Here is a 7,379-nt window from a genome sequence, read left to right on the forward strand (position 1 = left end):
GCATTAAAGATGGCCGAGCCCGCCACGAAGGTATCCGCGCCAGCCGCAGCGATCTGGCCGATGTTGTCGGCAGTCACGCCACCATCCACCTCCAGGCGAATCGCCCGGCCACTGTCGTCGATGCGGCGGCGTGCTTCACGCAGCTTGTCCAAAGCGCCGGGAATGAACTTCTGCCCGCCAAAGCCCGGGTTCACCGACATGATCAGCACCAGATCGAGCTTATCGATCACATAATCGAGCCAGTTCAGCGGCGTGGCCGGATTGAACACCAAACCCGCCTGGCACCCCGACTCTTTGATCAGGCCAATGGTGCGATCGACGTGCTCACTGGCCTCCGGATGAAAGCTGATCAGCGTAGCGCCTGCCTTGGCGAAATCCGGCACGATGCGATCCACCGGCTTGACCATCAAATGCACGTCGATCGGCGCAGTGATGCCGTAGTCGCGCAACGACTTCAGCACCATCGGACCCATCGTGAGATTGGGTACGTAGTGGTTGTCCATCACGTCGAAATGCACCCAGTCCGCGCCCGCCGCCAACGCTTTGGCCGTGTCCTCACCCAGCCGCGCAAAATCAGCGGAGAGGATGGAAGGGGCGATGACGTGCTGTTGTTTGCTCATGGCGATGGCCTGGGACGGGAACGGGGAACGGGGAACGGGGAACGGGGAACGGGGAACGGGGAACGGGGAACGGGGAACGGGGAACGGGGAACGGGGAACGGGGAAAAGCCTAAAAAGCAGAAGCGGAAAAGCAAGAGCTAAAACAAACAAACATCAAAAAGATCGAAAAGAACGCAGCACCGCAATCACCACTCGGACGTCACGTTCCCTGTTCCCCATTCCCTGTTCCCCGCTCTTACATCACTTAAACCCACGATCACTCTTAATACGCTCATACGCCGCATTGATCTCACTCGCGCGTGACTCAGCGCGACGACGCATATCTTCGGGCAAATCGCCGAGGCGATCGGGGTGGTGTTCGGAGATCAGCTTGCGATAGGCGCGCTTTACCGCGCGATCGTCCACGCTGCGATCAATGCCCAGCACGGTATACGGGTCGGGCCCCTGGGTATTACGTTGCGGCGGCACATAGCTGCCATTGGAGCCATGACCGCGCTGGCCGCCGGTGCCGGCGTTCCAGGCATAGCCTTTCATCGCCATCAACGCCATCAGCTCCATATCGCTGACCCGCAGCGCGAAGGCCAGCTGGCGCAGGATGGACATCTTCTCCGGCGGCGGGTTGCCCTCGGCCAGCACGGTTTCGATCACCACATCGAGCACCGGGAAAGCATGATCGCGGCGCATGCCGACCCATTGGCGCAAACCGTCGATGGCCGGGGTCACATTGAACTCAGGTTGCTTGCCGGCATTGAAGCTGGTGACTGCCTGCTTACGCTGCTCGGCGTCCAGGCCCATGCGCGCCATCAAACGCTCGGCAATCGCAATTTCGGCCTCGGAAACCCGCCCATCCGATTTGGCCACCGCGCCCAGCAAAGCAAACAACGGGCCGATAAACCCGCCGACTTCCGGGGTGGCGCGGCGGCGCTGGCTTTGGCGCAGGCTATCGATGATAAAACCACTGACACCACCGACAATGGCACCGGGTAAGCCGTGTCCGAGGATCAGGCCGAGAAACGCCAGCCACAGGGTCCAGCTAAGGTTCATGGCTGCCCCTGCTGCGGTGACTGCGCGCTATACCAGCGCGCCAGCTCATCCAGGTCGGCTTCACTGACCGGGCCGATCGCGGCGCGCATCAGTGGCACATTGCGGCGGCCATCGCGGTACTGCTTCAGGGCCTCTCGTAGGTAATCCGCCTTTTGCCCGGCCAAATGGGGGGCACCAGGGATCTGCGCCATACCGGTTTCGCCATGGCAAGCCGCGCACAAGCCCAGGCGCGCCGGCTTGACCGGGGCGCTGGCGAGGGCAGGCAGGGCGGCAACCAGACAGCATGCCGCGATCAATACGGTTCGCATCGGCAATCGACAGGGTTAAAAGTCGGTGATTCTACCAGCGTGTCTCGATCTTTCCTGACTGTTGCGTGTCAGCCGTTACAATGGCGCGCCTGTCCGCCCCTTTCTGGAATGCCTCTCGTGCCCACGACTTTGCTGCAATCGAACCTGCCCGGCCTGGACCTGATCCACCGCGGCAAGGTCCGCGACGTCTATGCCCTGCCCGGTAACCGGCTATTGATCGTGGCCACCGACCGCCTGTCGGCATTCGATGTGGTGCTGCCCGACCCGATTCCGGGCAAGGGCGAAATGCTTACCCAGATCTCCAATTTCTGGTTCGGCAAAACCGCGCACCTGATGCCGAATCACTTGCTCGACGTGCCGCTAGCCGAGGTTTTACCGGCTGGCACCGATCTGGCCCTGTATGAAAAACGCGCCGTGGTTACCCGCCGGCTCAAGCCCGTGCCGGTCGAGGCGATCGCCCGCGGCTACCTGATCGGCTCCGGCTGGAAGGACTACCTCGCCAGCGGCTCGCTATGCGGCATCTCACTGCCGGCGGGCCTGAAGCAGGCTCAGCAATTGGCCGAACCGATTTTCACCCCATCGACCAAGGCTGCCGTGGGCGACCACGATGAAAACGTTAGCTTCGACGCCGTCATCGCCGCTGTCGGCACTGATCTGGCCGAGCAGGTGCGTACCGCCACCCTCACCATTTATCAGTGGGCCGCAGCTTATGCCGCCGAGCGCGGCATCATCATTGCCGATACCAAGCTTGAATTCGGCACCGATGAGCAGGGCACGCTCTACGTGATGGACGAGATGCTGACGCCGGACTCTTCGCGCTTCTGGCCCGCCGAGGAATACCGCATCGGCATCAGCCCGCCCAGCTACGACAAGCAGTTCGTGCGCGACTACCTGGAAGCCCAGGGCTGGAACAAACAAGCGCCGGGCCCGCACGTGCCCGCCGAGGTGATCTCCGGCACCGCCGCCAAGTACGCCGAAGCGCTGCAGCGGTTGGCCGGGCTCAAACTGGACTGAACCGCTCTGCTCCGAGTACCCGCATGAACGCCTGGCTTCTGCTTGCCATCGCCATCCTCGCCGAAGTCATCGGCACCAGCGCACTGAAAGCCTCTGCCGGCTTCAGCCGGCTGCTGCCGAGTGTGGTCGTGGTCGCAGGCTATGGCACCGCGTTCTATTTTCTCAGCCTTACCTTGCGCCACATCCCGATCGGCATTGCTTACGCGGTGTGGTCTGGCGCTGGCACCGTGTTGATCGCCTTGATCGGTGTCATCGCTTATCGTCAGAAACTCGATCCGGCGGCGATCCTGGGCATTAGCCTGATCGTGGCCGGGGTACTGGTGTTGAACCTGTTCTCCAAAAGCGGAGCGCACTGATGAACGCAGACAACAGCAAGCAAACCGGCCCACGCGACATCCAGACCTGGCTCAATAACTACAGCCAGGATCACCAAAACCCGACCAACCGTTTTTTGCACTGGATTTGCGTACCGCTGATCGTGTGGTGCGTGATCGCCCTGCTATGGACGGTGCCCGTGCCAGCCACGCTTGGCCGCCCCGGCTTTGTCGCTGTCGGCGTGCTGGTGCTGGCCTTTGCCTGGTATTGGAAACAATCGCACCGGCTTGGCGGGGCCTTGCTGATCGCGCTCGCCGCCATGGCCGTGCTCACCGAGCTTATCTATCAACAGATCGGCCCGGCATCGCTGCGCTGGTTGGCGCTGGGCGTGTTTATCGTCGCCTGGATCGGCCAGTTCATCGGCCATGCCATTGAAGGGCGTCGCCCGAGCTTTCTCACCGACCTCGCCTACCTGTTGATCGGCCCCGCCTGGCTGATGGACAAGCTGCTTCGCCGCTTCAGCATTTAAAACGTAGCTCAATAGAACCGTGCCTCAACCAGACCTGCTCCAAGGATATGCATGACCACCGTACTCACCTTGATAAGCAGCCTGCTCTGGTGGGTGCTCTACAGCAGCATCGGCGCGCTATTCATCGCGCTGATCGCCTGGGTGGTACTGCGTTGGAGTGAGCGTTGTGCGGTGGTGTTTAATCGCACCTACCTTGCCTGCCTGTTGTGGAATATGTTCGGCCTGTTGCTGATCGCCGGCGTCGCCATGCATGAAGGGCACGTGCGCCCGCCGTTTGCGCCCTTGCTCGCCTCCGGCCTGCTGCGTGGCGCGCTGGTGATCGACATGCTGGTCGGCGTGGCCTTGCTTTGGCGCCTGATCCCGCGGGTCGACGCGCGGCGCATCCGGCCTACCAGCGCCTGCATGGCCGTGGCCGTCATCATGGCGATTGCCTTTGGCGCGGCGACCAGCCTGGCCTCGTAATCGCAGCAGACCCTATCTAGCCACCGCCCTGACACCGTCGGCACGCGCCCGCACCGCGCATGTCGCAGCGCACTGTCTCCCGCCGCGAGACAGGCGCAAGCTATACCGGCCAGCCTGCCCTTGATGCGATACCCATGACATTGCGCAGCCTGTTCATCGACTTCAACAGCTACTTCGCCTCGGTCGAACAGCACGAGGATCCCACGCTGCGCGGGCGCCCGGTCGGCGTGGTGCCGGTCGAGGCCGATACCACCTGCTTGATTGCCGCCAGCTATGAAGCGAAGGCCTTCGGCATCGGCACCGGCACCCTGGTGCGCGAGGCCAGGCAGCGCTGCCCCGACATCGTCATTCGCCTGGCACGACCAGAGCGCTATGTGGCCTGGCACAACACGCTATGCAAGGCGATTGATCGGGCCATCCCGATTGCCCGCGTCGGCTCAATCGATGAAATGGCCTGCGAACTGGTTGGCCGGCAGCGCCAGCGCGACGTCGCCGTGCAGGTCGCGCAGCAGGTGAAGGAAGAAATTGCCCTGGCCGCACCCGGCGGCGCGATTCGTTGCTCGATCGGCATTGCGCCCAATGACTTTCTCGCCAAGACCGCTTCGGACATGCGCAAACCCGACGGCCTCACCGTGATCGAAACCGCAGACCTGCCGCAGATACTGCACACGCTGGCACTACGCGATCTGTGCGGCATCGGCCCCTCGATGGAACGACGCCTGCACGACGACGGCATCACTACCATCGCGCAGCTCACCGCCGCCGGGAAGCACGTACTGCGACATGCCTGGGGCGGTATCGAAGGAGAGCGCATGTGGGGCTTGCTGCGCGGTGCGTGGCTGCCGGTCGCTGAAACCTCACGCAGCTCGCTCGGCCACTCGCATGTGCTGGGACCAGAGCTACGCAACCCTTCGGGTGCCCGTGCGGTGTTGAAAAAACTGCTGGTGAAGGCGGCGATGCGATTGCGTCGCTTCGACATGCTTAGTGGTGCCTTGGCGGTGCGCATCCGCTATATCGGCCACGACGAACGCTGGGAGGGTGATCTCAATTTCGATCCCACCGACGACAGCCGCGACCTGCTGCGCATGCTTAGCCAGATGATCGATGGCCAGCGCAGCCAAGGCCGCCTGCTCCCTGGCCCTGCGCGGGCCACACCGCTATCCGTCAGCGTCACCCTGTACCGGTTGATCGAACGTACGCAGAGCAGCGGCTCACTGTTCGCACCCGCCGATGAAACACGCAAAGTCGACTCGGTAATCGATCGCATCAATGCCAAGTTCGGCTACAACAAGGTTTACTTCGGCAGCATGCAGACCGCGCTCGATCACGATGCCGCCCCTATGCGCATCCCCTTCAATCGCATTCCCGATAGCGCCAGCGAAAACGAACAACGCGACAACGATGCCCAACATCATGCGCTGTGGCTGCAATCACTGAATCGAGCCAAGGTCCTGGCCGAAGGCGCGCATCGCAGGCAAGCGCAGGAACGCAAAGGGCCTGATAAAAAGAGCTGAGAATTTTAACCTTGTCGCAAACCAGCCCCCTCCCCAACCCTGTCTTTTCGGGGAGGCTGGAAGGGCTAAAGCCTTGCGCTAAAAAGCCAAGCCCAATACCCCGGTAACCTCTCGCACCGCGGCGCTTATCTGCTCAAGCTCGCTGTCACGCGGCGCGATCCGCGAACGCAGATCCAGCGTACAAGCCAGCGCGCGCCGCAACAGTTCGGCATGTGCCGTAGTGAATACCGCGGCCTGATCCACATCGAGCAAACCGGCTTCACGGCATGCATCGATCAGGGAAGCGTTCGCCGTGATGGCGAGCAAAGCGGGCTTTTCGTTCGCATGCTGCTGACCTCGTGCAACACCGCCGCGCGATCGCGTGGCACCGCCAATACCTGGCGCCGCACCTCGGCCAGCTCGCCCATCAAGCCTAGGTCACCGGCCACCGGGCGCGCGCGCAGCAGCGCTTGATGCTCCCAGGTCCAGGCGCGGCTTTGTTGATAGGCGGTAAAGGCATCCAGGCTGCCGACCAGCAAACCCTTGGAGCCATCTGGGCGTAGTCGCGTATCCACCTCATACAAACGGCCGGCGCGAGTGAGCACGGTCAACCAGTTCACCACGCGTTGCACCAGCCGTTGATACCAGCGCGCCCCCTCCAGCGGACGTGCGCCGTCACTCATCGCATGCGCGCGCTTGCCGTCATAGACAAACACCAGGTCCAGATCCGACGCGAAGCCAAGCTCCTCGCCACCCAGGCTGCCGTAGCCAAGTACCGCAAAACCGGAGCCGTCGCCGGGCAAGCGGCCATGCTGCGCAATCAACTCGCGCTCGGCCAAGGCCGTCACCGCCAGCACCACCGATTCAGCCAGCGCAGCCAAACGGCGTGATGTTGCCACGGCGTCGGCGCGGCCATCGTTAAATGCCAGGCCCAAACGGAACGCGATACTTGATTTGAATTCATTGATGCGCTCTAACTCGGCCTCGGCCTCGCGCTCATCCAGCGTCGCCAATACGCGGGTGATTTCCGCGCTGATATCGGCACGCTTAAGCGGCAATTGATCGATGCGCGGATCAAGCACGTCATCGAGCAATAGCGGTTGTGCAATCACCCGCTCAGCCAGAAAGGCACTACCGGCAAACAGCCCAGCCAATCGCTTGCGCGCTGCCGGCTGCTCTTCCAGCAAGGCCAGATACGACGAACGCCGCGCCACCGCCAGCACCAATCGGCATAGCCGTAGCAAACAAGCTACCGGCGCTGTGCTTTCGCGCGCGGCAATCAGCAACTGTGGCATCAGCCGATCCAGCCGCTCGCGCGATTGCCCCGACATCGCACGCACCGCAGCCGCCTGCGGTAATTTCATCAGCGCCTCGGCCACCTCCGCCCCCGGTGTAAATCCGGACGCTTCGAAAGCGGCAGCCTGGCTGGTGCCCGCGCAAACCGCTTGCCATAGCACCACATCGGCTACTGGCACACTGGCGGTGCGACCGCCTTGCGGCATCAACACCGCCGCGAATTCTTCACTGACGATGGCGCGATGGTGACTCAATACTTCAGCCAATGCCGACCAGCTCGCATGACCCAATCCCATGG

At 62.6% G+C, this 7,379-nt stretch carries 8 protein-coding genes and 1 pseudogene; 5 read left to right on the plus strand and 4 right to left on the minus strand.

All coding sequences use genetic code 11. The annotated features are described in order from the left end of the window. The 3 genes from rpe to OUZ52_RS21510 all read right to left on the minus strand — a co-directional run. Positions 1 to 620, minus strand: a 620-nt coding sequence (gene rpe / locus OUZ52_RS21500) for a ribulose-phosphate 3-epimerase (RefSeq protein ID WP_266160637.1), incomplete at its 3' end; no start/stop codon positions are given. A gap of 240 nt (positions 621 to 860) precedes the next feature. After that, complete coding sequence (gene djlA, locus OUZ52_RS21505) at positions 861 to 1,664, minus strand: co-chaperone DjlA (RefSeq protein ID WP_266160638.1); 804 nt, start codon at positions 1,662 to 1,664, stop codon at positions 861 to 863. Then, positions 1,661 to 1,972 carry a c-type cytochrome gene (locus tag OUZ52_RS21510; RefSeq protein ID WP_266160639.1) on the minus strand — a complete coding sequence of 104 codons (312 nt, stop codon included), beginning with the start codon at positions 1,970 to 1,972 and terminating at the stop codon, positions 1,661 to 1,663. Before OUZ52_RS21510 ends, djlA begins: the two co-directional genes overlap by 4 nt. Before the next feature lie 117 nt (positions 1,973 to 2,089). Here OUZ52_RS21510 and OUZ52_RS21515 point away from each other — a divergent pair, with 117 nt between their 5' ends. The 5 genes from OUZ52_RS21515 to OUZ52_RS21535 all read left to right on the plus strand — a co-directional run bounded on the left by OUZ52_RS21515 (position 2,090) and on the right by OUZ52_RS21535 (position 5,806). After that, positions 2,090 to 2,986 carry a phosphoribosylaminoimidazolesuccinocarboxamide synthase gene (locus OUZ52_RS21515; protein WP_425493903.1) on the plus strand — a complete coding sequence of 299 codons (897 nt, stop codon included), beginning with the start codon at positions 2,090 to 2,092 and terminating at the stop codon, positions 2,984 to 2,986. 23 nt (positions 2,987 to 3,009) lie between these two features. After that, positions 3,010 to 3,342 (plus strand): DMT family transporter, encoded by a 333-nt coding sequence (locus OUZ52_RS21520; protein WP_266160645.1) that lies wholly within the window; start codon positions 3,010 to 3,012, stop codon positions 3,340 to 3,342. Next, entirely contained in the window at positions 3,342 to 3,830 is a 489-nt protein-coding gene (locus OUZ52_RS21525) for an Mpo1 family 2-hydroxy fatty acid dioxygenase (protein WP_266160646.1), read from the plus strand. Before OUZ52_RS21520 ends, OUZ52_RS21525 begins: the two co-directional genes overlap by 1 nt. A gap of 51 nt (positions 3,831 to 3,881) precedes the next feature. Beyond that, positions 3,882 to 4,292: a hypothetical protein gene (locus tag OUZ52_RS21530; protein ID WP_266160647.1), complete on the plus strand. Its 411-nt coding sequence runs from the start codon at positions 3,882 to 3,884 to the stop codon at positions 4,290 to 4,292. Positions 4,293 to 4,426: 134 nt separating this feature from the next. Then, positions 4,427 to 5,806: a DNA polymerase Y family protein gene (locus tag OUZ52_RS21535; RefSeq protein WP_266160648.1), complete on the plus strand. Its 1,380-nt coding sequence runs from the start codon at positions 4,427 to 4,429 to the stop codon at positions 5,804 to 5,806. A gap of 78 nt (positions 5,807 to 5,884) precedes the next feature. Here OUZ52_RS21535 and OUZ52_RS21540 read toward each other — a convergent pair. After that, positions 5,885 to 7,379: pseudogene (locus OUZ52_RS21540) on the minus strand (bifunctional [glutamate--ammonia ligase]-adenylyl-L-tyrosine phosphorylase/[glutamate--ammonia-ligase] adenylyltransferase); the annotation flags it as partial.

This window comes from Dyella silvatica (assembly GCF_026283955.1).
Lineage (GTDB): Bacteria > Pseudomonadota > Gammaproteobacteria > Xanthomonadales > Rhodanobacteraceae > Dyella_C > Dyella_C silvatica.

What these genes read in the sequence shown, in the direction of transcription:
- OUZ52_RS21520 (WP_266160645.1), top strand. Translation starts at nt 3,010, where the DNA reads ATGAACGCCTGGCTTCTGCTTGCCATCGCCATCCTCGCCGAAGTCATC.
- OUZ52_RS21510 (WP_266160639.1), bottom strand. Translation starts at nt 1,972, where the DNA reads ATGCGAACCGTATTGATCGCGGCATGCTGTCTGGTTGCCGCCCTGCCT.
- OUZ52_RS21530 (WP_266160647.1), top strand. Translation starts at nt 3,882, where the DNA reads ATGACCACCGTACTCACCTTGATAAGCAGCCTGCTCTGGTGGGTGCTC.
- OUZ52_RS21525 (WP_266160646.1), top strand. Translation starts at nt 3,342, where the DNA reads ATGAACGCAGACAACAGCAAGCAAACCGGCCCACGCGACATCCAGACC.
- djlA (WP_266160638.1), bottom strand. Translation starts at nt 1,664, where the DNA reads ATGAACCTTAGCTGGACCCTGTGGCTGGCGTTTCTCGGCCTGATCCTC.
- OUZ52_RS21535 (WP_266160648.1), top strand. Translation starts at nt 4,427, where the DNA reads ATGACATTGCGCAGCCTGTTCATCGACTTCAACAGCTACTTCGCCTCG.